Raw genomic sequence first — 21,381 nt, 5'->3', positions numbered from 1 at the left:
CACGCGCGCGGCGGTAGATGACCGCGCCGCCGAGCAGCAGACCGGCGCTGGCGGCGCCGGCCATGCCCAGCTGGCCCGCGCCGGTGTGCGCGAGCTCGACGGCCTTGGCCGCCGGACCGGTGGCCGCGGCGACGGCGGCGGGGGCCGCCTTGTGCTCGCCCTTCACCTCGGGGGCGGGGGTGTGCGCGGCGTCCGTCCGCGCGGGCTTGTGCCCGGCGGAGACGTGGGTGGCCGGCTTGTCCTTGCCCGGGGTGTGACCGCCCGGCTTCTGGTGGTCCGACGAGTCGTCCGTCGGCGGCTTGTGGCCGTGGTCCCCACCGGGCGGGTTGTGGTGCGGCGGCTTGTGGGTGCCGTCGTGCCCGCCGGGGTGACCGGGCTTGCCCGGGTGACCAGGCTTGCCCGGGTGGCCCGGCCAGCCGTGACCGTCGCCCTCGTCCACGTTGGCGCACTTGTTGCCCGTGGTGTGGTTGCCCACGCCGACGACGTTGACACTGTTGCCGCAGGCGTTGACCGGCACGTCCACCGGGACCTGGATGGTGTTGCCCGAGGCCACACCGGGCGAGTCGGTGCTGGCGCCGTGGGCACCGGAACCGCCGTGCCCGTGGTTGCCGCCGCCGTTGCCCTTGCCGCCGTGGTGCCCACCGCCGTGGTGTCCGCCACCGTGGTGCCCGCCGTTGACACAGGTGTTGCCCGAGGCCGGGTTGAGCGCCCCGATCACGTTCACCGTGTTGCCGCAGGCGTTCACCGGCACGTGGACCGGCACCTGGATGGTGTTGCCCGAGGCCACACCGGGCGAGTTCGACGCGTGGCCACCGGCCCCGGACGACGCCTGGGCGTAGCCGCCGGTCACGGCCGCGAGTACGCCACTCGCCGCCGCTGCAGTCATCAGGCCCTTCTTCGTGACCTGTCGCATGAGTCCTGCCTCTCTGCTTGCGCTATACGGATACACGCCAGCAATAGGGACAAAGTGCCCACATGCTTACGTGTCGAAAGCCCGGGCGGCTCCGGAGTGCACGCAAGTCACTCCGGAGCCGCCCATGTCAGACCCTTACGGGTTGAGGCACGACGTCAGTCGTTGACGCAGGTGTTGCCGAACGTGGGGTTGAGCAGCCCGACGACGTTGATCGAGTTGCCGCAGGCGTTCACGGGCACGTGCACCGGAACCTGGATGACGTTGCCGGAGACCACGCCGGGCGAGTTCACGGCGGCCCCCTGGGCGCCGGAGTCCGCAGCGGCCAGGCCAGCACCCGCGAGCACGAGACCACCGGTAACGGCCGCGGAAGCGACGACCTTCTTGATCATGGATTCCTCCTTGTTGGCAATGCGGTCCCAGCCGCGGACCGCACACCTGTAACGACGAGGAGGTAATCGGGCTACGCAACCCTCAGATCATTCACTCGTTACGGTTAACTCGGCACAAATTTACGGAGTTTAGATGCGATTTCAGCACTGATCGAGGAAGCGGTCGAGAACACGTGCGCCGAACTTCAGGCCCTCCAGGGGCACTCGTTCGTCGACGCCGTGGAACATGCCCGCGAAGTCCAGCTCCGGCGGCAGCTGCAGCGGCGCGAAACCGAAGCACCGGATGCCCAGGTCGTCGAAGGACTTCGCGTCCGTGCCGCCCGAGAGCATGTACGGCACGGCGCGCGCGATCGGGTCCTCCGCCTTCAGGGCCGACTGCATGGCGTCGACGAGCTTGCCGTCGAAGCTCGTCTCCAGCGCCTTGTCCGCATGCACGTCCTCGCGCCGGACCCGCGGGCCGAGGATGCGGTCGAGGTCGGCCAGGAACTCCTCCTCGTAACCCGGCAGGAACCTTCCGTCGACGTGCGCCGTGGCCTGCCCCGGGATGACGTTGACCTTGTACCCCGCGCCCAGCATGGTCGGGGCGGCGGTGTTGCGGAGCGTGGTGCCGATCATCTTGGCGATGCCGCCGAGCTTGGCGAGCGTCGTCTCCATGTCCTCGGGGTCGAGCGGCGTGCCGAGGGCGTCGGAGAGCTCGTCGAGGAAGGAGCGCACGGTCTTGGTCATCCGGACCGGGAACTCGTGCCGCCCCAGCCGGCCGACCGCCTCGCACAGCTCCGTGATCGCGTTGTCCTTGTTGGTCATCGAGCCGTGGCCGGCGGTGCCGTCGACCGTGAGCCGCATCCAGTGCATGCCCTTCTGGGCCGTCTCGATCAGATAGAGCCGCAGGTTCTCGTTGACCGTGAAGGAGAAGCCGCCGACCTCGCCGATCGCCTCGGTCACGCCCTCGAAGAGCCCGGGGTGCTTGTCCACCAGGTGGCGCGCGCCGTAGACGCCGCCGGCCTCCTCGTCCGCGAGGAAGGCGAGCACCACGTCGCGCGGGGGCTTGCGGCCCGTGCGCATGCGGTCGCGGACGACCGCGAGGGTCATCGCGTCCATGTCCTTCATGTCCACCGCGCCGCGGCCCCACAGGCACCCGTCCGCGATCTCGCCCGCGAAGGGGTGGTGGGTCCAGTCGGCGGCGTTGGCCGGGACGACGTCGGTGTGGCCGTGGATGAGCAGCGCCGGCCGGGAGGGGTCCTCGCCCTCGATCCGCGCCACGGTCGAGGCGCGTCCCTTGTGGGACTCGAAGATCTGCGGTTCGAGCCCGACCTCGGCGAGCTTCTCCGCCACGTACTCGGCGGCGGCGCGCTCGCCCGGCCCGGAGTGGTCGCCGTAGTTGCTGGTGTCGATCCGGATCAGATCGCGGCACAGGTCGACGACCTCGTCCTCGCCGCCCCTGCCGCCCTTGCCCGCCCCGGCCCCGGCCGGCTTCGACTCGCTCACGCTGCCTCCTCCTGGTTCGCTGCCGTGGGCCGCCCCGGGGAGGGCGGCCCACGGCGTGGGTCCTCCGCCATCCTCTCTCTCCGGCCGCCGCAGCCCAAGGCCGCAATGCTGCCGACATCCGCCCGCCACATCCACCGGGAGCCGCTCCCCCGGCCACGTGATCGAGCACCCCCAGATCTTTGGTATTGTTTTCCTCGTCGGAAGGGCAGCGGCCCGGAAGACGAAACACCTAGTCCGGGTGGCGGAATGGCAGACGCGCTAGCTTGAGGTGCTAGTGCCCTTTATCGGGCGTGGGGGTTCAAGTCCCCCCTCGGACACCAGCTAAGACCCCAGTTCATCTGGGGTTTTTTGCTTTTCTGGGCAGTGGCGTGACCAACGGGCACGAAGCGGCAACCGCTCAGCCTCGCCGACAAGGTCCGCGCCCGCATCGAGATGCACGGCGGCCGGGCCATGTCCTCTCAAGTGCTCCCGTACGTGGGGGCGACCGCAGCGGAGGTCAAGGCACTGCCCGGAGTCACCGTCGCCGTGGACCGGTCGGGGAAGACCGGCCGCCCGGCCACCGTTTTCACGCTCTCTGGCGACACTTCCCGTCACCCGGACCGACAGCCGGCGAGCGCGGACAGTGACCAGGACCGGGACGCTTTTCGTTACGCGGAGCCGCAGCCGGCCAGCGCGGAGCGTGAGGAGAGCCGCGCCACGGTTGTCCGAATCGACGCCTACCGCCCCGCCACCATTCCGGCCCCTGGCCCGGCCCCCGGGAAGCGGTCGCCCGCTCTGGCTCTGACTGACAACCCGTTCCGTGCGCTCCTCTGAGCAGACGAAGAAACCCCGGCCAGAACTGGCCGGGGTTCTTGTCGTCCACCTGGGGCCGAGCCCGCTCGTTACGTCTCTGCACGTACAACCAGCGTTCCTTCAGATGCGCTGGTCGGGGGATCAATGATGTCTGCTGTGATGTTGGTGAAGCGGGCCGACGACAACAAGCTGACCCACTCGTGAAGAGAGTGGTCCCAACGGGTCACTGCCCGTGCGTCCCGGAGCGGTCCTCTCGGTCTCCGGACAGGCTGGGCTGGCCTGTGAGAAAAGGCGAAGACGCCGCCAGCAGCCAGGCTCCGTCTTACCAACGGCAGGAGCATTGCCGGGTCCGTGAACCACACAGGTCCGAAGATCGACAGCACCACGTCGAAGCTGTTGGGGTGGTCGGCCAGAAACTCTGTCGCCTCCGCTGTTTGGAACGTGAGGCCGGAAAGACTTCCCCAGCGTGCCTCTGCCTTAGCTGCTTGGCTGGGTGCAACGTCGATACCCACGCACTCGGCCCCTAGTGTCGCAAGGTGAGCAAGGTTGCAGCCTGTACCGCACCCGAGTTCGAGCACGCGGCGCCCTTGAATTGGTCCAAGTAGGGACTCGTCAGGGCCGTGATCCGGGTACTGAGTCCAGTTCAGCCACGTAGTGGCCCCAGCGGCGTTCCTGGCTCTTCTGGGCGTTCTGCCTGCCGCGTACCGTTCCCACGCTGCGGTGACTGCTTCCATGCGATTCCTTTCACGCGTGATGGCTCCCCCCGGTCCCGAGGGGAGCCACCTCACCTAGCGGATCGTGCTGTTACTTGCCGCCGACCGGGCTATCGGTGCACCCGGCGTGGCATTGAGTGCAGTCGGATTTGCTGGCGTTCCACAGCTCGTGATCGATGGCGAACCCGGCGTTCTTGATCGCCTGGACGGTCTCCCTCAGCGACGGCGGCTGGCTGCCGTTCTCCTGAGGGAGGTGCGGGACGTGGTGAATGTAGTGTCCGGCGACCGCGATGCAGAAGGCCGTGTAGTTGATCGTGTCGAGCACGAACGAGTGAACACCGAGGTCGACGCTCGGAGCCGGCCCCATGCGAACGTCGCGGCACTCGCCGGACGTTACGAGGTAGGCGACGGTCTGACTGAACGTGCGATCGGCGAGACCCCGGTCCATCTCGTGGTCACGCATGATGAGCCGTACCGCACGCTCCCAGACGTCCGGGGCCACACAGGCCCGGGGGTTCCGGGTTTCGACTGCTGTTGCCATCGTGCGTCTCCTTCTCCTGTCGGAGTGGTGCACTGCACTTGCCGACCCGGTCGGCTCGGTCGCCCGGCCGCCGGGGGTATGGGGCCTGCCTGCTCTCCGCCGAGGCGTGTCTCAACCTCGCTCAGGGAGAGGCAGGAGTCAGTGGTGATTCGGGTTACTGATAATCGCGAGCGGGACCACGAGCACCACAGCGGCGACGGTGGTCACTGCGTAGATCAACCCGGCCCATCGGAGGATTGCGCGTCGGATCACGGCTACCTCATCCACGTGCGGAACGGGCGCTTGACGATCTGCTTGTAGAAGTGGTGCGACGGGCTAGTCCTGACGTGCTCCAAGATCCAGAGCGTTCCGGACTCCTGGTCGGTGCTACGGGCGGAGCCCTCACCACACAAGTCGCATTCCTGGGCGTAGGTGTGCGGTTTGGCGTCCGGTTCATGGTCGGGCTGGACGGTCCAGTCGGCCTGTCTGAGCACGGCACGAGGCAGGGCGCGCTCGCCCTCAGGTCCCGGCCTGGGCGCGCTGGCAACCCTCTTACCAACGTTCGCGCTTCCCTGGCTGGCGTTCGATTCGGTCTCTTCGGCCGTCTCCATGCTCGGAGCATCGGCCGCCCTCGTGGACGTTTCCACGGACGTTCGACAGACGTAGCGGCCTTCCGGCCGATAGCGTCAAGAACGCCCAAACGACTGAGGGAGAGGCCTTGAACTTATCCCTTCGCAACGCTATGGCCGACAAGAACCTGTCAGCCCGTCAACTGGCCACCCGCGTAGGTGTGACGACCAAGACGGTGGAACGATGGATCGCAGATGAGGAGCTGATCCCGCACGCGCGAAATCGCGTGGACGCGTCAGGTGTGTTGGGAGTTGATGAAGCGGTGCTGTGGCCCAAGGCAGTAGGGGCGGTCATGAAGACTGGCCCGGACCGAGAGGTCATCTCGGCCTATCCATACCGTTCGGCGTGCCCGTCCTCTGTCTGGCGGCAGCTCATCGGCGACAGCACGCAGAACATCACCCTCGCTGGTTACACGAACTACTTCTTCTGGATCGAGCAGCCCGCGTTCCATGCCACGCTTCGGGCGAAGGTTGAGGCAGGATGCCGCGTACGGTTCCTGCTCGGTGACCCTGACGGCCGAGTGACTCAGCAGCGCGAAGGCATCGAGGACGTGGCTTTCAAGGTGTCCACGCGCATCCGTATCAGCCTGGACGAGCTGGCCAAGCTGCCCGACCTCTCCGGTCTGGAGGTGCGCTTCTCCTCGGAGGAGGACGCCACGAACCACGTCGGCCTGTCGGTCTTCCGATTCGATGATCAGGCACTGGTCACACCTCACCTAGCCCGCCTGGTCGGCCACGACTCGCCCATGCTGCACCTGCGCAAGCTCCAGGACGGCGGTCTGTTCGACCGCTTCGCGGAGCACTGTGAGGAGCTCTGGGAACGCGGCCGACCTGTCAGGTGATCCTCTGCTTCTGCCTACGCTGGCGCTGTTGGTCACATGACCGCTGCTTCCCGTGCCGTTTTCCGGTCGCTTTCCCGGCCCCTCGTCCCGGCTCTTGTCCCGGCGAAGCCTGAACCGGCCGTGGTTCGGACGCCGCGCAGGGCCTTCTCCCACGGCGGCCGGGCCGCAGGGGCCCGTGCGTATCATCTGGCTGATGATCACCAACCACTCCCGCGGCCCGAAGCCGGCAACCGCCTCCGCCCCTTGCCGTGTCACCGTCTGCCGCGGCTGCTGCTGCGGCGATCCGCGGAAGGTGCCGGGGGTCGACCACGCCGGGCAGATCCCGCGGCTGCGGAAGGCGCTGGGCGATGCCGCTCAGGTGCGGGCCTCCGAGTGCCTGGACGTGTGCGACCAGGCGAACGTGGTGGTCGTGCAGCCGTCGGCGGCGGGGCGGGCGGCCGGCGGGCGGCCCGTGTGGCTCGGGCTCGTCAACGACGACGACGTGCTCGCGGACGTGGCGGACTGGATACGGGCGGGCGGGCCGGGGCTGGCGGAGCCGCCCGGGGTGCTGGACCTGTACGCGTTCACGGTGTCGCGGCGGGTGGGGAAGGGCGTGGAGGAGTAGGCCCGCGGGCCGCTCCTCCTTACGTTCCCCCCTCCTTTTCCTCGCCCCTCCTTTTTCCGCTCCCCCGTCCGCCCGCCCTTCGTCAGTCCCCGCGCGGTCCGGCCGCCGAGGCCGCCTTCTCCAGCTGGAACGCCTCGTTGCCGAGGCCGATGCTGCCGTGCACCGCGGGGCGCAGGTACTTGAGGACGACGCCGAAGCCGATGCCGGCGAGAACGGCCGCGCCGATGGTGCCGGGCAGGATCCAGCGCAGGGGCGATCCGGGGTCGGCGCCGAGCAGGACGTCGAAGTCCTTGACCGCGTACACGGCGATGATGACGAGGGCGGCCCCGGCGACGCCGGAGGCGATCAGGCGCGGCGCCTGCGTGCGCGCGGCGCCGCGCCGGACGAAGAAAGCGATGACGGCGGCGGACGCGGCGGCCATCAGCACGATGATGCCGAGGGCGCCGACGTTGCCGCTCCAGGTGAACAGGCGCAGGACAGGCGCGGTCGGGTCGCCGTGCGGGCGGCCGTCGGTCACGGCGAAGACGAGGACGGCGATCAGCGAGACGGCGCTCTGCAGCAGGGAGCCGTGGGCCGGGGCGCCGCTCGCGCGGGAGGTGCGGCCGACGGCGGCGGGCAGCAGCCCCTCGCGGCCCATGGCGAAGGCGTAGCGGGCGACGACGTTGTGGAAGCTGAGCATCGCGGCGAACATGCCGGTCACGTAGAAGACGTGCATAACGTCGGTGAAGGTGCTGCCGAGCCGTTCCTCGGTGAGGGCGAAGAGCAGGTTCGGGCCCTTCTCCTGGGCGAGGCCGACGATGGAGTCCGGTCCGGCGGCGACGCTGAGGGCCCAGGAGCTCAAGGCGAAGAAGAGGGCGACGAAGCCGACGGCGAGGAAGGTGACGCGGGCGACGACGACGTTCGGGCGGCTGGTCTCCTCGGCGTAGACGGCGGCCTGTTCGAAGCCGACGAAGGCCGCGATGGTGAAGCACAGGGCGGTGCCGAGGCCGCCTCCGCCGAGGGTGGTGGGGTCGAAGGCGTGGAGGGAGACGCCCTGGGGGCCCGGGTCGGCGAGGCCGGCGAAGTCGAAGGCGACGACCATCACGCACTCGATGAGCAGCAGGACCCCGAGCACCTTGGCGCTGAGGTCTATCTTCAGCCAGCCGAGGACGCCGACGACGAGGACGGCGGCGAGGGCGGGGACCCACCAGGCGACGGCGAGGCCGAGGTGCTTGTCGAGCAGGCCGGAGAGCTCGTAGCCGAAGATGCCGTAGATGCCGAACTGCATGGGGCTGTAGGCGACGAGGGCGACGACGGAGGCGGCGGCGCCGGCCGTGCCGCCGAGGCCGCGGGCGATGTAGGCGTAGAAGGCGCCGGCGTTGTGGACGTGCCGGCTCATTTCGGCGTAGCCGAAGCTGAAGAGGGTCAGCACCACGCCGAGGATGACGAACAGCAGGGGCTGGCCGACGATGGCCATCGTCCCGTAGGTGGTGGGCATGACGCCCGCCGTCACCATCAGGGGCGCGCTGGCGGCGACGACCGACAGGAGCAGGCCGGCGAGGCCTATGCGGTCGGCGCGCAGGCGTCTGTCCTGCCCCTTGAACGTGCTGATCTCGCTCGTCGTGCCCGTCGTCATGGCGGGGTGGTCCTTCCCATGGGTGAGCGGGGGGTGATCGTAGGGGATGCGCGCGGCCGGGCGGCGTCAGGCCGGTCAGCCGGTCAGCCGGTCAGCCGGTCAGCCGGTCAGGCCGAGCCGAGGGCGGCGCGGCGCGCGGCCCGGAAGGCCTTCGCGGGGTCCCGGTCGGGGTAGGACCAGGGGGCGCGGGTGGCGTGCGGGCCGATGCGGGTGAGGAGGGCGGCCGCCTCGGCGAGCCGGCCTTCGTGGAGCTTGGCGTGGGCGAGGTAGTTCAGGTCGGCCTTGCGCCGGGGGTGGGCGCTGCCGGCGGCGTTGTCGTCGACGTCCCATTCGAGCCACCAGTCGAAGGCGGCCTTCATCACCTGGCGGGCGCGGCGGCTGGTCCAGTGGCCGGAGCGGGCCGGGTCGCCGGGCTCGACGCCGGCGCGTGCGAGGACGCGGTAGCGCTCGGCGTGGGCGACGACGGGCAGCACGGCCAAGGGCGAGTCCGCGGGCGCCTGTTCGGCGGCCCAGGCGGCGAAGTCGTAGACCTCGTGCAGGGGGTCGTCGCGGTCGCCCTTCTGGTGCTCGGCCAGGCACGCGGCCATGAGGTGGTGGGCGTGGTGGTGGTCGCGGTGGCGGGCGCGGACCTGGTCGAAGGCGCGGACGCGCTCGTCGTCGGTGCCGGTGCGGCGGGCGAGGATGAGGACGGCGAGCCAGGGGGACGGGTCGGCGGGGGCCATCCTGGCGGCCGTCAGGCAGGCGGTGCGCGCCGCCTCGGGGCTGTCCTTGCCGCTCACGGCGCGGAAGACGGTGGCGCAGGCGAGGAGGGCGGCGGCGTCAGGGCTGTCGGGCTCGGCGAGCTGCCACTCGCGGGCCCAGGCGACGCTGGAGGGGCCTTCGGCAAGGACGACGAGGCGGTGGCCGCGGCGGTCCCAGTCGTCGCCGGTCTCGGCGAGGAGGTTACGGGCCTCCGTCCAGCGGCCGCGCGCCAGGGCGTCACGGACGGTGGCCAGTTCGGCGTCGTCGAGGGCGGGGTCGAAGGTCACTCCGTCCTTGCTCCGGGAGCGGGCAGCCCGGGCCGCTTTCCCAAGGGGGGGCGGGGGCGTCATCTGCGGGCTTCCTCCACGGCGTACGTCCCCTCCGGCCGCCGGGTCGGGGCGTCCGCATTCATCCATGTCAGTCACGCACAGCAAAGCGGTAGTCACGGCTCCGAGTCAAGACCCGATCTTGGGGCTGACGCTTCATCAACTCACAAGCCGTCAGTTCCGGTTACCGGCGTTCACCCCCTCCGGACCGTGACGCCCTGCCCACGAATACCCCAATGGGCACAACTTGCCGAAGAACAACAGTTCGAGCGACCCGGGGGTACTCCCAAGCGGTGTCGACCGTTGGAGGGGATGGCCTCCCGAAAGAGGGGTACCCGGCCGTCACACGCCCACAAGGCGGCTATCGTTTTTCTGTCAAGTCCCCGACGACCGAGTGGTCTTGAGGTGCGCGACGTGTTGGTCTTCGCCTTCGCCGTGAGCGCGGCCTGCTGCCTGGGCATCGGCTTCGTCCTCCAGCAGAACGCCGCGCAGCGGGCCCCGATGAGCGACTTCCTCTCCCTGCGGCTGCTGCTCGACCTGGTCCGGATGCCGCGCTGGCGGGCCGGCATCGGGATGATGGTGTGCGGCATGGTGCTCGGCGCGATCGCGCTGAACCAGGGCGAGGTGTCGCTGGTCGAACCCCTGCTCGCGACGAACCTGCTGTTCGCCATGGCCCTCTCCCGCCGGCAGACCCGCCAGCCCCTGGGCCGTACGGGCTGGGGCGGGCTGTGGCTGCTGGCCGGCGGCGTCGCGGCGTTCATCCTCGCGGGCCGGCCGCACGGCGGCGCCACCGTCACCGATCCGCTGCGGCACTGGCTGGTCATCGGGGTGATGCTGGGCGGCGCGCTCGCGATGGCGGCGATCTCCAAGCGTGTGCGGATGAGCGTCGAGGCGCCGCTCCTGGGAGTGGCCGCCGGGCTGCTCTACGGCGTCCAGGACGCCCTCACGCGCGTCAGCGGCGAACGGCTCTCCGAGCACGGCTGGACCACGTTCTTCCTGAGCTGGCAGCCGTACGGGGTCCTCGTCCTCGGCGTGACGGCGCTGGTGTTCGTCCAGAGCGCCTTCGAGACGGCACCGCTGCGGCTGTCCCTGCCCGCGCTGACCGCCGCCCAGCCGCTCGCGGGGATCGCCTGCGGCGTGGGCTTCCTCGGCGACCGGCTGCACACCTCGCCCGCCGCGCTGGCCTGGGAGGCCGCCGGGCTGGTCGCCATCGTGGTCGGCATCGTGCTCATCGGGCGGCACCCTGCCATGCCGTCGGGCAGCTCGGAATTCGACCGCGTGCGCGACCTCCAGCCGCACTGACGCTGGTTTCATGGGGGCATGAGCGATCAGACACCGCTGCCGGCGGACGAGCTGCTGGACATCGTCGACGAGCAGGACCGGGTGGTGGGGCAGGCCGCGCGCGGCGAGTCGTACGCCCTGGGGCTGCGCCACCGCTGCGTGTTCGTGCTCGCCCGGGACGCGGAGGGGCGCATCTTCGTCCACCGGCGCACGCCCGGGAAGCTGATCTTCCCCTCGCGGTACGACATGTTCGTGGGCGGGGTCGTCGGGGCGGGCGAGACGTACGACGAGGCGGCGCTGCGGGAGGCCGGGGAGGAACTGGGCGTCCGGGGCCTGCCGGCCCCGGCCCCGCTGTTCCGTTTCCTGTACGAGGGGCCGGGGGGCTCGTGGTGGTCGGCGGTGTACGAGGTCCGCTGCGAGTCGCCGGTGCGGCCTCAGGCGGAGGAGGTCGCCTGGCACGCGTTCCTCTCCGAGGAGGAGCTGGAAGAGCGCCTCGGGGAGTGGGAGTGGGTGCCGGACGGCTTGGAGGCGTACCGGCGGTTGCGCGCGCGCTGAAGCGGGGGCGCCTGACCGGCGAGGCCCGTCCCCCTCGCTGGCGGTGTGCCCCGGCCGCCACGGCGTAGCGGCCGACCACGCACCACCGACGGGAGCGCCACCGCCGGGCCCGCACCACTGGCCGGGACGGCACCGCCGGGCCCCGCCGCGGGGGTTGCTCGCCGCTGCAGCGGAGGCAGGGTGCCCGGCAATGCCGACCGCTCCGAGCTACGCCTAGGGCAGGCATCGCCGGGCGTACCGTCAGACCCGCCCCACCCGCCGGGACGGCACCGCCGGGTCCCGCCGCGGGGGTTGCTCGCCGCTGCGGCGGGGGGGGGATCGTGCCCGGCGGTACCCCCGCCGGGGCGGCACCGCCGAACCCCCGCCACGAGGTCGCTCGCCGCTGTGGTGGGGGCAGGGTGCCCGTCGTTGCCCGGTACCCCGAGCCGTATCAGAAGCGGCACCGCCGGGTGCCGCCCCGGCTAGTCCATCGTGACGATGATCTTGCCTCGGGTGTGGCCCTCTGCGTTGAGGCGTTGGGCTTCTGCTGTGCGGGCCAGGGGGAAGACCTTCGCCACCTCCACCGTGAGGGCGCCGCTCTCGGCCAGGTCCGTGAGGGCCGTGAGGTCGGAGGCGTCGGGGCGGACGAAGACGTAGCGGCCGCCGAGGCCGAGGACGGCCGGGTCGGCGATGGAGGCGAGGCGGCCGCCGTGGGCGAGCAGTGCGGGCGAGGCGGTGAGCGCCTCGCCGCCGGCGAGGTCGAGCACGGCGTCGACGCCCTGCGGCGCGAGCGCCCGGACCCGCTCGGCGAGCCCTTCGCCGTAGGCGACGGGCTGCGCGCCGAGCGAGCGCAGGTAGTCGTGGTTGCGCTCGCTGGCGGTGCCGATGACGCGCGCGCCGAAGTGCCGCGCGATCTGGACGGCCATGCCGCCGACGCCGCCGGACGCCGCGTGGATGAGCACGGTCTCGCCTTCCCACACCCGGAGCGCCTTGACCAGCGCCTGGTAGGCGGTGAGCCCGGCCAGCGGCAGCCCGGCGGCCTGCTCGAAGGTGAGGTTCTTGGGCTTGCGGGCGAGGGTCCGCACGGGCGCGGCGACGTATTCGGCGAAGGTGCCGCGGGAGAGGACGTCCTCGCGGACGTAGCCGATGACCTCGTCGCCCTCGGCGAATTCGGGGGCGTCGGCGCCCGGCCGGACCACGACGCCGGCCATGTCCCAGCCGGGGATGACGGGGAAGACCGCGTCGAGGGCGGGTTCGAGGTAGCCCGCCTGGGCCTTCCAGTCGACGGGGTTGACCGCCGCGGCCTTGACCTTGACCAGGACGGAGTCGGGTCCGACCTTGGGGTCGGGCCGCTCGCCGTACTCGAGGACCTCGGGTCCTCCGTAGCTGCGGTAGCTGATGGCCTTCATGATGGTGCTCCTAGCAGGGTCAGGCGGAGGCGGGTGCGGTCTCAGCGTCCGCCGCGGGGGCGGACCCCGCCACTTCGGTGCGCCGGGCGCGGATCGTGCGCAGGCCGAGCCCGGCGACGAGCGCGACCAGCAGGAACGCCGTGCCGGCGATGACGAACGTGAGGGTGAACTGGCTCTCGGCGGGCAGCTTGGGCGCGCCCGGCGGCAGGTGTTCGAGGCTCTTGGAGGCCAGCACCGTGGTGATCATGGCGCTGCCGATGGCGCTGCCGGTCGAGCGGGAGATGGAGTTGATGCCGTTGGCGATGCCCGTCTGGTGGTGCGGGACGCTCGCGACGATCACGGCGGGCATGGCGGCGTAGCCGAAGCTGATGGCGGCGCCGACGAACATCCCGGCGGCGACCACGGAGAGCGTGTGCTCGTGGTCGAGGGCGATCCACACGAAGCCGGCGGTGCCGATGAGGGAGGCGAGCAGCAGGACCAGGCGGGGGCCCTTGTGGCGGACGAGCTGGCCGCCGATGGGCGCGGCGAGCAGCGAGACGATGGTGCTGGGCAGCAGGTACGCGACGGAGGCGCGCAGCACGCTGGCCGAGAACCCGTATCCGGCGATCTTCTCCGGCATCTGGACGAGGTAGGAGACGCCGATGAAGAGGGCGAAGGAGCCGAAGCCGACGAGGAGGCCCGCGATGTTGGCGAAGAGCACCGGGCGGTGGGCGAACATCTTCATGTCGACCAGCGGCTCGCGCACCTTGCGCTCGACGAGCGTCCACACCGCCGCCATCACGACGGCGCCCGCGAAGCAGCCGATCGTCCGGCCGGAGGACCAGCCCCACTCGTGCCCCTGGGTGATGGGCAGCAGGAGCAGGACGAGGGTGGCGGCCAGGGTGAGCGCGCCGAGGACGTCGGTGCGGCCGCCGGTGGTCTCCCGGGTGGCGGGGACGAGGGCGGCGACGGCGATCAGGGCGAGCGCGGCGAGGCCGGTGGCCAGCCAGAAGGCGCTGCGGTAGTCGGGGTCGTCACCGGAGGTGAGCAGGCCGGTGGCGACCAGTGCGAGGCCGCTGCCGAAGGCGAGGGTGCCGCTGACCATGGCCATGGCGCCGGGCAGCTTGGCCGGGCGCACCTCCTCGCGCAGCACGGACAGCGCCAGCGGGAAGATCGCGGTGGCGGCGCCCTGGAGCACGCGGCCGACGATCAGCCAGAGCAGGGAGTGCGTCACGGCGGCGAGGACGGAGCCGGCGACCATGACGACCAGCACGGCGACCAGGGTCTTCTTCTTGCCGTGCTGGTCGCCGAAGCGGCCGAGCAGCGGGGTGAAGACGGCGGCGGAGAGCAGGGTCGCGGTGGTGACCCAGCTGACGTTCGCGGGCGTGGTGTGCAGGTCGTCCTGGATGAGGCCGAGGATCGGCACGACCAGGGTCTGCATCATCGAGACGACCATGGCGGCGAGGCTCAGGGCGAAGACGATCACCGTCTCGTTGCGCTGGGTGCCCCGCTCTGCGGGCGCTGGGGAGGACATGGGGGTGGTGTTCCTTCGGGTGGCTCAGCGTTGCTTCGGGACATTGCTTCAGAACATGGATGCTTGAGGCAATCAAGCAACTCGCCCACCGTAGGCCGAGATATTTAAGGTAGTCAAGTTAATGATTTAAGTCATGAAGCTCTTGAGTACACTCGAACCATGACCGGCACCGCCTCCCCGCCCCCGACCAAGGCCCAGCTCCTGGAGCTCGTGGCCGCGCTCGGCACCGCCCAGTGGCAGGACTTCGCCGCCGCCGCTGCCCGGCAGGGCCTCACCTCCGTCCAGGCGAAGCTCCTCGCCCAGCTCAAGGGGCCTGTTCCGATGCGCGGCCTCGCCACCCTGCTGGTGTGCGACGCCTCCAACGTCACCGGCATCGTGGACCGCCTGGAGGCCCGCGGCCTGGTGCGCCGCGAGCCGGACCCGGGCGACCGGCGGGTGAAGAACGTCGTCGCCACCGACGAGGGCCGTGAGACCATCCGCCGGGTGCGCGCCGAGATGCAGGCCACCCACAGCGCGCTCGACACCCTCGACGAGGAGGAGCGCGCCACGCTGTACGGGCTGCTGGAGCGGTTGCGCCCGGGCACGGACCAGCGCGGCTGACGGGTCCGGGGCGCCCGGCCGGGAGCCCCACGGCTCCCCGGCCGACACCCTCCGCGGCCTCTCCCCCCGCGCCCGTATTCTGACGGGCAGTCCGATCCGCGCACCCCGCGCGGCGGCAAGGGGAGGTCATCCATGTCCAGCACGAGCCCGGTCGCGCCCGTCGGCGCGGAGCCGACCGAGCCCTACACCGTCGGCCTCGCCCCCGGGGTCACGGCGTTCGTCCAGCCCGACGGCGGCTGGTGCCTGAACAACGCGGGCATCGTGACCGGCGGCGGCCGGACGGCGCTGATCGACACCGCCGCGACGGAGCGCCGCGCGCGGCTGCTGCGCGACGCCGTCACCGGCGCCGGTGCCCCCCTGCCCTCCACGATCGTCAACACCCACCACCACGGCGACCACACCTACGGCAACTGCGTCTTCCCGGAGGCGACGGTCGTCGGCCACCGCGAGTGCCGCCGGGAGACGCTCGCCGCGGGCCTGCAGCTGCACGGCATCTGGCCCTGGGTCGAGTACGGCGACGTCCGGATCACGCCCGCCGAGGTCACCTACACCGACAGCCTCTCGCTGCACGTGGGCGACACCGAGGTCGAGCTGATCCACCCGGGCCCGGCGCACACCACCGGCGACACCATCGCCTGGCTGCCGCAGCACCGCGTCGTCTTCACCGGCGACCTCGTCTTCAACGGCGGCACGCCCTTCCTCCTCATGGGCTCCCTGGAGGGCTCGTTGCGCTCCCTGGAGGTGCTGCGCGGCCTCGGCGCCGAGACCGTCGTGCCCGGGCACGGGCCCGTCACCGACGCCGGCGTCTACGACGTCATCGAGCGCTACTTCCACTGGCTGCAGGAGCTGGCCCGCTCCGAGCACGCCGCCGGCCGCACCCCGCTGGAGGCCGCCCGCCGCGCCGACCTCGGCGAGTTCGCCCAACTGCGCGAGAGCGAGCGCCTCGTGGCCAACCTGCACCGCGCCTACGCCGAGCTGGAGGGCGACCGCCCCCTGGCCGCGCCGCTCGACATGCCGGCCGTCATCGCCGACATGACGACGATGAACGGCGGGCGACCGATGTCCTGCCACGCGTAGGCGTTCGCGACCGGCGCCTCCTCGCACCCGTCGTACCCGTCGAACCCGTCGCCCCCCGTCGCACCCTGGACGCCATACCGACTGGTCGGCATGATGATCCGGGACCGCCCGGCGGCGGGTCCGACGACGCGTGGAGGAGCATTCGATGAGCCCGACCGGCAGGAACAACCCCCCGGGACTCGACCCGGACCGGCTGCGCGCGCATCTGGAGCGAGAGCGTCCGGGACTCGTACAGGGGCCGCTGGTGGCCGAGTTGATCGAGGGGGGCCGGTCCAACCTCACCTACTCCGTCACCGACGGCACCGGCCGCTGGGTGGTGCGCCGTCCCCCGCTCGGGCACGTACTCGCCACCGCCCACGACATGCGGCGCGAGCACCGGGTCATCAGCGCCCTGCGCCCGACCGCGGTCCCGGTGCCCGAAACGGTGCTGCTGTGCGAGGACGAGAGCGTCCTCGGATCGCCCTTCTACGTCATGGAGTTCGTGGAAGGCACGCCCTACCGCACGGCCGCGCAGCTCACCGCGATCGGGCCCGAGCGCACCCGGCGGGTCGTGCTCGGCCTCGCCGACACGCTCGTCCACCTGCACGCCGTCGGTCCGGAGGCGGCCGGGCTCGCGGACTTCGGGCGCCCGGACGGCTTCCTGGAGCGGCAGTTGCGGCGCTGGGGCAAGCAACTGGAGGCCTCCCGCAACCGCGAGCTGCCCGGCATCGACGCGCTGCACTCCGCCCTGGCCGGGGCCCTGCCCGTCTCCCCCGCGCCCACGGTCGTGCACGGCGACTTCCGCCTCGACAACGTCCTCGTGGGCGACGACGACTCGGTGCGGGCCGTCCTCGACTGGGAGATGTCCACGCTCGGCGACCCGCTGACCGACCTCGGCCTGCTGGTGATGTACAGCGAGCAGGAGCCCGTCCCCGGCTCCCCCATCAGCACCACGCGCAACGCGCCCGGCCATCCCGACCCCGCCGAGATCGTCGAGCGCTACGCGGCCGGCTCCGGCCGCGACGTCTCCGCCCTGCCCTGGTACACGGCCTTCGCCTACTTCAAGCTCGCCGTGATCCTGGAGGGCATCCACTACCGCTACACCCTCGGGCAGACCGTCGGCGCGGGCTTCGACCGCATCGGGCAGCTCGTCCCGCTCTTCATCGACAACGGACTCGCCACCCTGCGGAAGGGCTGACCGGCATGGACTTCGCATTCGACGCCCGCACCGAGGAACTGCGCGGGCGGCTGCTCGCGTTCATGGACGAGCACGTGTACCCGGCCGAGGCCGTCGCCGAGCAGCAGCGGGCCGCGCTCGCCGACCCGTGGACGGCGCCGCCGGTCGTCACGGAGCTCCAGGAGGAGGCGCGGCGGCGGGGGCTGTGGAACCTCTTCTTCACCAACCAGCACAGCCTGCCCGACGGGGACTACGGCACCGGGCTGACCAACCTCCAGTACGCGCCGCTCGCCGAGATCACCGGACGCAGCCCGCAGCTGGCCCCCACCGCCCTCAACTGCGCGGCCCCCGACACCGGGAACATGGAGCTGCTCGCCCAGTTCGGCACCGAGGAGCAGCGCAGGCGCTGGCTGGAGCCGCTGCTGGACGCCCGGATCCGGTCGGCGTTCGCCATGACCGAGCCGGACGTCGCCTCCTCGGACGCCACGAACATCGAGACCCGCATCGTGCGCGACGGCGACGAGTACGTCATCGACGGCCGCAAGTGGTACATCTCCGGTGCCATGAACCCCGCTTGCGAGATCTTCATCGTCATGGGGAAGACCGACCCGGACGGGGACGATCCGCGGCGGCAGCAGTCGATGGTGCTGGTCCCCCGGGACACGCCGGGCCTGCAGGTCCGCCGCGCCATGCGGGTCTACGGCTACGAGGACCACTACCACGGCGGCCACGCCGAGGTCCTCTTCGACGGCGTGCGCGTGCCCGCGGCGAACCTCGTCGGCGAGGAGGGCGGCGGCTTCGCCATCGCCCAGGCACGCCTCGGCCCGGGCCGCATCCACCACTGCATGCGGCTGATCGGGATGGCCGAGCGGGCGATCGAGCTGATGTGCCGGCGCGCGCTGGACCGTACGGCGTTCGGCAAGCCGCTGGCCGCGCAGGGCGTCGTCCAGGAGTGGATCGCCGACTCACGGGTGGCCGTGGAGCAGCTGCGGCTGCTGGTGCTCAAGACGGCGTGGCTGATGGACACCGTCGGCAACCGCGGCGCGCACACCGAGATCCAGGCCATCAAGATCGCCACCCCGCGGACCGTCGCCGGCATCATCGACCAGGCGGTCCAGCTGCACGGGGCGGGCGGCGTGAGCCAGGACTTCCCGCTGGCTGAGCTGTGGGCCGCGGCGCGGACGCTGCGCCTGGCCGACGGTCCGGACGAGGTGCACCAGCGGTCGCTGGCGCGGCGGGAGCTGCGGCGGTACCGCTAGCGCGGAAGGCCTTCCCCCGCGTACCGGCCGCACAAGCGGGCAGACGTAGCCCGTACGTGCGGCGGCGGACCGGGGGTATCGCATGGCCACCAGGTGGAACGGACCGAGGCGCGCCGTGCGGCTGGGAGGGCTGCCGTTCGCGGCGGCCGCCCTCACCGCGACCGTCGCGCTCTACATGGCGCTCGTGGCCTTCGGCAACGTCACCGACTTCGGCACGAACCGGGAGTTCGTCCGCCACGTCCTGGCGATGGACACCACCTTCAAGGACGACGACCTGATGTGGCGGGCCGTCACGGACCGCACCCTGCAGGACATCGCCTACGTCGCGATCATCCTCTGGGAGGCGCTGGCGGCCGCCGTGCTCGTGACCGGTGCGGTCCTGTGGGCGCGCGGCCTCACGGGGTGGGGCACCGGCTACCGGCGTGCGCGGCAGGTGAGCACGCTGGGGCTGGTGATGGTCCTGCTGCTGTTCGGGGCGGGCTTCATCGGCATCGGCGGCGAGTGGTTCGCCATGTGGCAGTCCCAGAAGTGGAACGGCCTGCAGGCCGCCGAGCGGAACTTCGTGGTGGCCGGGTTCGTGCTCGTGCTGATCCACCTGCCGTCGGCGCAGTGGACCTCTCCCGGGGGCTGACGGCTTCAGCCCCCGGGGAACCGCCGCCCGGCTACGCCTCCTCGGAGAACACCACCAATGACCGCCCGCCGCGCCCCGCGAGCATCGCTTCGAAGGCACCGGCGATGCCGTCGAGGCCGATCCGGGCCGTCACCAGGGCGGACAGGTCGAAGCGCCCGGCGCGCACGTGCCCGGCGATGACGGGCAGGTCCTTCGCCGGGTCGCTGTTGCCGTAGACGCAGCCCGAGAGCGTCCGCCCGAAGTAGAACAGCTCCAGCGCGGAGAACGTCACCTGCTGGTCCATGCCGCCGATGCCGACGACGGTGGTGCGGCCGCCCTTGCGCGTCGAGGACCAGGCCGTACGGATCGCGTCGGCCCGCCCGGCGCACTCGACGGCGACGTCCGCGCCCTGCCCTCCGGTGAGCCCCCGGACGGTCTTGGCCGTGTCCGCGCTCGCGACGACGAACTCGGTGGCGCCGGCGGCCCGGGCCAGCTCCTCCTTCTCCGGGGAGACGTCCACGGCGACGATCGTGCCGGCTCCGGCGATCCGCGCGGACTGCAAGGTGGCCAGGCCGACGCCGCCCACGCCGTACACCGCGACCGACTCTCCCTCCCGCACCCGCGCGGAGTGGTGGACCGCGCCGTAGCCGGTGAGCACCGCGCACCCCAGCAGGGCCGCCTCCACGGGCGGGATCCCCTCGGGGAGCGGGATGGCCGCGTCCGCCCGGACGACGGTCTCCTCGGCGAAGACGGCCGTGCCCAGGCCCGGGTAGAGCGCGCTGCCGTCGGCGGCGAGGCTCGCGTAGGGCAGCGTGGCGGCGGCCGCGGAGCCCGCGCACAGCCAGGGCTCGCCGAGCCCGCAGAAGTGGCAGCCGCCGCAGGAGGGGGCCCAGTTGAGGACGACCAGGTCGCCCGGCGCCACATGGGTCACCCCCTCGCCGACCGCGGTGACCCGGCCCGCGCCCTCGTGGCCGAGGACGGCGGGCACGGGCTGGCGCAGCGTCCCGTTGGAGAGCGAGAGGTCGGAGCGGCAGACCCCGGCCGCCGCGAGGCGGATCCGCACCTGGCCGGGGCCGGGCGCGGGCAGGTCGATCTCGGCTATCTGCAGCGGTGCACCCACGGCGGGCAGTACGGCGGCGCGGACCATGCCATTCCTCCTTCTGCGGCGGGAACCGGTCGGAAGCGGGAGCGGGTCAGAACCGGGAGCCGGTCAGAACTGGAGCGACTTCGTCTGCAGGTACTCCCCCAGGCCGTGGACGCCCAGCTCGCGGCCGACGCCCGACTCCTTGTAGCCCCCGAAGGGCGCCAGGATGTTGAACCGGCCGCCGTTGACCTCCACCTGCCCGGCCTCCAGGCGCCGCGCGAAGGCGGCGGCCTGCTCCTCGTCGGCGGCCCAGACCGCGGCGGCGAGCCCGTAGACGGTGCCGTTGGCGATCCGGAGGGCCTCCTCCTCGTCCTCGTACTTGAGGAAGGAGAGGACCGGGCCGAAGATCTCCTCCCGGGCGATGGTCATCTCGGGGGTGACGTCGGCGAAGACCGTCGGGGCGACGTAGTAGCCCTTGTCCCGGCCCTCCGGGACGGTCGGACCGCCCGCCACGAGGCGCGCGCCCTCCTCGATGCCCCGGTCGATGTAGCCGCGCACGCGCGCGTGCTGCTCGGCGTTGACGAGGGGGCCGACCCGGACCCCGGGGTCCGTGGGGTCGCCCGGCACGAACTCCGCGACCGCCGCCGCCGCGAGGGCGACGGCCTCCTCGTACTGGTCGGCGTGGACGAGCGTACGGGTGAGGGCGTTGCAGGACTGGCCGGTGTTACGGCACACGTCGGCGACGTTGGCCGCGACGGCCTTGGCGAGATCCGCTCCCGGCAGGATGACGTTCGCCGACTTGCCGCCCAGTTCGAGGGCGACGCGCTTGACGGCCGCACCGGCGATCGCGCCGATCCGCTTGCCCACGGCCGTCGAGCCGGTGAAGGAGACGAGGTCGACGCCGGGGTGCTCGGCGAGCGCCTGGCCGGCGACCGGGCCGAGCCCGGTGACGAGGTTGAAGACACCCGCGGGGATCCCGGCCGCATGGACGCACTCGGCGAAGAGCCGGGCGGTCAGCGGGGTGTCCTCGGCGGGCTTGAGGACGACGGTGCAGCCCGCGGCCAGCGCCGGGGCCACCTTGGCCACGATCTGGTGGAGCGGGTAGTTCCAGGGCGTGATGGCGCCGACGACGCCCACCGGCTCGTGCAGCACCGTCGAGGTGCCGATCCGCTCCTCGAAGGGGTGGCTCGCGGCCAGCTCGGCGTAGGAGCCTGCGACGGCGATGGGCAGCCCGGTGTGGACCCGCGTGGCGAAGCCCGTGGGCGCGCCGAGCTCGGCCGTGACGGTGG

General features: G+C 71.7%; 21 protein-coding genes and 1 tRNA gene. 10 read left to right on the top strand and 12 right to left on the bottom strand.

Annotation, left to right across the window (positions count from 1 at the left end):
- The 3 genes from V7793_RS15745 to V7793_RS15735 form a co-directional block, all read right to left on the bottom strand.
- On the bottom strand, positions 1–913 hold a 913-nt coding region (locus V7793_RS15745; RefSeq protein WP_336006871.1), incomplete at its 3' end, for a chaplin.
- Between the two features lie 155 nt (positions 914–1,068).
- Complete coding sequence (locus V7793_RS15740; RefSeq protein ID WP_336006870.1) at positions 1,069–1,302, bottom strand: chaplin; 234 nt, start codon at positions 1,300–1,302, stop codon at positions 1,069–1,071.
- 141 nt (positions 1,303–1,443) lie between these two features.
- The gene (locus V7793_RS15735; protein WP_336006869.1) at positions 1,444–2,787 is read right to left on the bottom strand and encodes a M20/M25/M40 family metallo-hydrolase; all 1,344 of its coding nucleotides are present in this window, start codon (positions 2,785–2,787) and stop codon (positions 1,444–1,446) included.
- Positions 2,788–3,019: 232 nt separating this feature from the next.
- Between V7793_RS15735 and V7793_RS15730 the strand changes: the two genes are divergently transcribed.
- Positions 3,020–3,107, top strand: a tRNA-Leu gene (locus V7793_RS15730).
- A 561-nt stretch (positions 3,108–3,668) separates the two neighbouring features.
- Here V7793_RS15730 and V7793_RS15725 read toward each other — a convergent pair.
- The 3 genes from V7793_RS15725 to V7793_RS15715 form a co-directional block, all read right to left on the bottom strand.
- Positions 3,669–4,313, bottom strand: a complete 645-nt coding sequence (locus V7793_RS15725) for a class I SAM-dependent DNA methyltransferase (protein ID WP_336006868.1) — start codon at positions 4,311–4,313, stop codon at positions 3,669–3,671.
- A 70-nt stretch (positions 4,314–4,383) separates the two neighbouring features.
- Positions 4,384–4,833: a glycine-rich domain-containing protein gene (locus tag V7793_RS15720; protein WP_336006867.1), complete on the bottom strand. Its 450-nt coding sequence runs from the start codon at positions 4,831–4,833 to the stop codon at positions 4,384–4,386.
- Positions 4,834–5,087: 254 nt separating this feature from the next.
- On the bottom strand, positions 5,088–5,306 hold the full coding sequence (locus V7793_RS15715; protein WP_336006866.1) for a DUF7848 domain-containing protein: 219 nt from the start codon (positions 5,304–5,306) through the stop codon (positions 5,088–5,090).
- 248 nt (positions 5,307–5,554) lie between these two features.
- Between V7793_RS15715 and V7793_RS15710 the strand changes: the two genes are divergently transcribed.
- Positions 5,555–6,283 (top strand): XRE family transcriptional regulator, encoded by a 729-nt coding sequence (locus V7793_RS15710; RefSeq protein ID WP_336006865.1) that lies wholly within the window; start codon positions 5,555–5,557, stop codon positions 6,281–6,283.
- 193 nt (positions 6,284–6,476) lie between these two features.
- The gene (locus V7793_RS15705) at positions 6,477–6,887 is read left to right on the top strand and encodes a (2Fe-2S) ferredoxin domain-containing protein (RefSeq protein WP_336006864.1); all 411 of its coding nucleotides are present in this window, start codon (positions 6,477–6,479) and stop codon (positions 6,885–6,887) included.
- An 82-nt stretch (positions 6,888–6,969) separates the two neighbouring features.
- On the opposite strand, the gene V7793_RS15700 is transcribed toward V7793_RS15705, so the two are convergent.
- A complete protein-coding gene (locus V7793_RS15700; protein WP_336006863.1) occupies positions 6,970–8,502 on the bottom strand; it encodes an APC family permease in 1,533 nt (510 codons plus the stop codon).
- A gap of 107 nt (positions 8,503–8,609) precedes the next feature.
- Entirely contained in the window at positions 8,610–9,593 is a 984-nt protein-coding gene (locus V7793_RS15695) for a hypothetical protein (RefSeq protein WP_336006862.1), read from the bottom strand.
- 393 nt (positions 9,594–9,986) lie between these two features.
- Between V7793_RS15695 and V7793_RS15690 the strand changes: the two genes are divergently transcribed.
- Both V7793_RS15690 and V7793_RS15685 read left to right on the top strand, forming a co-directional pair.
- Entirely contained in the window at positions 9,987–10,871 is an 885-nt protein-coding gene (locus tag V7793_RS15690) for a DMT family transporter (RefSeq protein WP_443057916.1), read from the top strand.
- 18 nt (positions 10,872–10,889) lie between these two features.
- The gene (locus tag V7793_RS15685) at positions 10,890–11,405 is read left to right on the top strand and encodes an NUDIX hydrolase (RefSeq protein WP_336006860.1); all 516 of its coding nucleotides are present in this window, start codon (positions 10,890–10,892) and stop codon (positions 11,403–11,405) included.
- A 461-nt stretch (positions 11,406–11,866) separates the two neighbouring features.
- On the opposite strand, the gene V7793_RS15680 is transcribed toward V7793_RS15685, so the two are convergent.
- Positions 11,867–12,793, bottom strand: a complete 927-nt coding sequence (locus V7793_RS15680; RefSeq protein WP_336006859.1) for an NADP-dependent oxidoreductase — start codon at positions 12,791–12,793, stop codon at positions 11,867–11,869.
- A gap of 19 nt (positions 12,794–12,812) precedes the next feature.
- Complete coding sequence (locus V7793_RS15675; RefSeq protein WP_336006858.1) at positions 12,813–14,306, bottom strand: MFS transporter; 1,494 nt, start codon at positions 14,304–14,306, stop codon at positions 12,813–12,815.
- A 159-nt stretch (positions 14,307–14,465) separates the two neighbouring features.
- Here V7793_RS15675 and V7793_RS15670 point away from each other — a divergent pair, with 159 nt between their 5' ends.
- From V7793_RS15670 to V7793_RS15650, 5 genes are all read left to right on the top strand, one after another.
- Positions 14,466–14,906: a MarR family winged helix-turn-helix transcriptional regulator gene (locus V7793_RS15670; protein WP_336006857.1), complete on the top strand. Its 441-nt coding sequence runs from the start codon at positions 14,466–14,468 to the stop codon at positions 14,904–14,906.
- Between the two features lie 132 nt (positions 14,907–15,038).
- Entirely contained in the window at positions 15,039–15,983 is a 945-nt protein-coding gene (locus V7793_RS15665) for an MBL fold metallo-hydrolase (RefSeq protein ID WP_336006856.1), read from the top strand.
- 145 nt (positions 15,984–16,128) lie between these two features.
- Positions 16,129–17,160, top strand: a complete 1,032-nt coding sequence (locus V7793_RS15660; protein ID WP_336006855.1) for a phosphotransferase family protein — start codon at positions 16,129–16,131, stop codon at positions 17,158–17,160.
- Positions 17,161–17,165: 5 nt separating this feature from the next.
- Positions 17,166–18,398: an acyl-CoA dehydrogenase family protein gene (locus tag V7793_RS15655; protein WP_336006854.1), complete on the top strand. Its 1,233-nt coding sequence runs from the start codon at positions 17,166–17,168 to the stop codon at positions 18,396–18,398.
- Positions 18,399–18,480: 82 nt separating this feature from the next.
- Positions 18,481–19,029 (top strand): DUF2165 domain-containing protein, encoded by a 549-nt coding sequence (locus V7793_RS15650; protein ID WP_336006853.1) that lies wholly within the window; start codon positions 18,481–18,483, stop codon positions 19,027–19,029.
- 31 nt (positions 19,030–19,060) lie between these two features.
- On the opposite strand, the gene V7793_RS15645 is transcribed toward V7793_RS15650, so the two are convergent.
- Positions 19,061–20,155, bottom strand: coding sequence for a zinc-binding dehydrogenase (locus V7793_RS15645; RefSeq protein WP_336006852.1), 1,095 nt, complete (start codon positions 20,153–20,155; stop codon positions 19,061–19,063).
- 63 nt (positions 20,156–20,218) lie between these two features.
- The coding region (locus V7793_RS15640) for an aldehyde dehydrogenase family protein (protein WP_336006851.1) at positions 20,219–21,381 on the bottom strand (1,163 nt) is incomplete at its 5' end.

Origin of the sequence: Streptomyces sp. KLMMK, assembly GCF_036961605.1 — a bacterium.
In the GTDB taxonomy this organism is placed as follows: Bacteria; Actinomycetota; Actinomycetes; order Streptomycetales; family Streptomycetaceae; genus Streptomyces; species Streptomyces telluris.
The sequence above is the reverse complement of the archived record's forward strand: the minus strand, read 5'-3'. Positions and strand labels throughout refer to the sequence as shown.

Coding starts and splice junctions, on each gene's coding strand:
- V7793_RS15655 (WP_336006854.1), top strand. CDS start 17,166: ATGGACTTCGCATTCGACGCCCGCACCGAGGAACTGCGCGGGCGGCTG.
- V7793_RS15650 (WP_336006853.1), top strand. CDS start 18,481: ATGGCCACCAGGTGGAACGGACCGAGGCGCGCCGTGCGGCTGGGAGGG.
- V7793_RS15665 (WP_336006856.1), top strand. CDS start 15,039: ATGTCCAGCACGAGCCCGGTCGCGCCCGTCGGCGCGGAGCCGACCGAG.
- V7793_RS15720 (WP_336006867.1), bottom strand. CDS start 4,833: ATGGCAACAGCAGTCGAAACCCGGAACCCCCGGGCCTGTGTGGCCCCG.
- V7793_RS15680 (WP_336006859.1), bottom strand. CDS start 12,793: ATGAAGGCCATCAGCTACCGCAGCTACGGAGGACCCGAGGTCCTCGAG.
- V7793_RS15670 (WP_336006857.1), top strand. CDS start 14,466: ATGACCGGCACCGCCTCCCCGCCCCCGACCAAGGCCCAGCTCCTGGAG.
- V7793_RS15710 (WP_336006865.1), top strand. CDS start 5,555: ATGGCCGACAAGAACCTGTCAGCCCGTCAACTGGCCACCCGCGTAGGT.
- V7793_RS15695 (WP_336006862.1), bottom strand. CDS start 9,593: ATGACGCCCCCGCCCCCCCTTGGGAAAGCGGCCCGGGCTGCCCGCTCC.
- V7793_RS15700 (WP_336006863.1), bottom strand. CDS start 8,502: ATGACGACGGGCACGACGAGCGAGATCAGCACGTTCAAGGGGCAGGAC.
- V7793_RS15685 (WP_336006860.1), top strand. CDS start 10,890: ATGAGCGATCAGACACCGCTGCCGGCGGACGAGCTGCTGGACATCGTC.
- V7793_RS15675 (WP_336006858.1), bottom strand. CDS start 14,306: ATGTCCTCCCCAGCGCCCGCAGAGCGGGGCACCCAGCGCAACGAGACG.
- V7793_RS15725 (WP_336006868.1), bottom strand. CDS start 4,313: ATGGAAGCAGTCACCGCAGCGTGGGAACGGTACGCGGCAGGCAGAACG.
- V7793_RS15740 (WP_336006870.1), bottom strand. CDS start 1,302: ATGATCAAGAAGGTCGTCGCTTCCGCGGCCGTTACCGGTGGTCTCGTG.
- V7793_RS15645 (WP_336006852.1), bottom strand. CDS start 20,155: ATGGTCCGCGCCGCCGTACTGCCCGCCGTGGGTGCACCGCTGCAGATA.
- V7793_RS15705 (WP_336006864.1), top strand. CDS start 6,477: ATGATCACCAACCACTCCCGCGGCCCGAAGCCGGCAACCGCCTCCGCC.
- V7793_RS15660 (WP_336006855.1), top strand. CDS start 16,129: ATGAGCCCGACCGGCAGGAACAACCCCCCGGGACTCGACCCGGACCGG.